Source organism: Stenotrophomonas sp. SrG (assembly GCF_050031795.1).
Taxonomy (GTDB): Bacteria; Pseudomonadota; Gammaproteobacteria; order Xanthomonadales; family Xanthomonadaceae; genus Stenotrophomonas; species Stenotrophomonas rhizophila_A.
In genome coordinates, this window is record NZ_JBNBBE010000858.1 from 1 (window position 1) to 244 (window position 244).

Here is a 244-nt window from a genome sequence, read left to right on the forward strand (position 1 = left end):
GCACCAGGTCGCCGGCAAGGGCGCCGAACACCGCGCAGAACAGGTCCACCGTGCGCCTCGCCTGCGGGTCGCCAAGCAGGGCGCGCGCGGTGACGTCCACCGGCTGCAGCTGGCCCGGGTCGACATCGGCCATCGCGCACACCGCGCGATGGATGTTGACCAGGCCCGGCCCGCAGATCAGGCGTTCCTTCGAGACCCGGCCGACCTGCTCGGACAGGAGCTCGAGGATGCGGATCTCCTCCGG

1 protein-coding gene is annotated in these 244 nt (G+C 72.1%); it reads right to left on the minus strand.

Features of this window, described 5'->3' with window-relative positions; translation table 11 throughout:
- The coding region (locus ACQG3P_RS21965) for a glucokinase (protein WP_426806232.1) at nucleotides 1-244 on the minus strand (244 nt) is incomplete at both ends.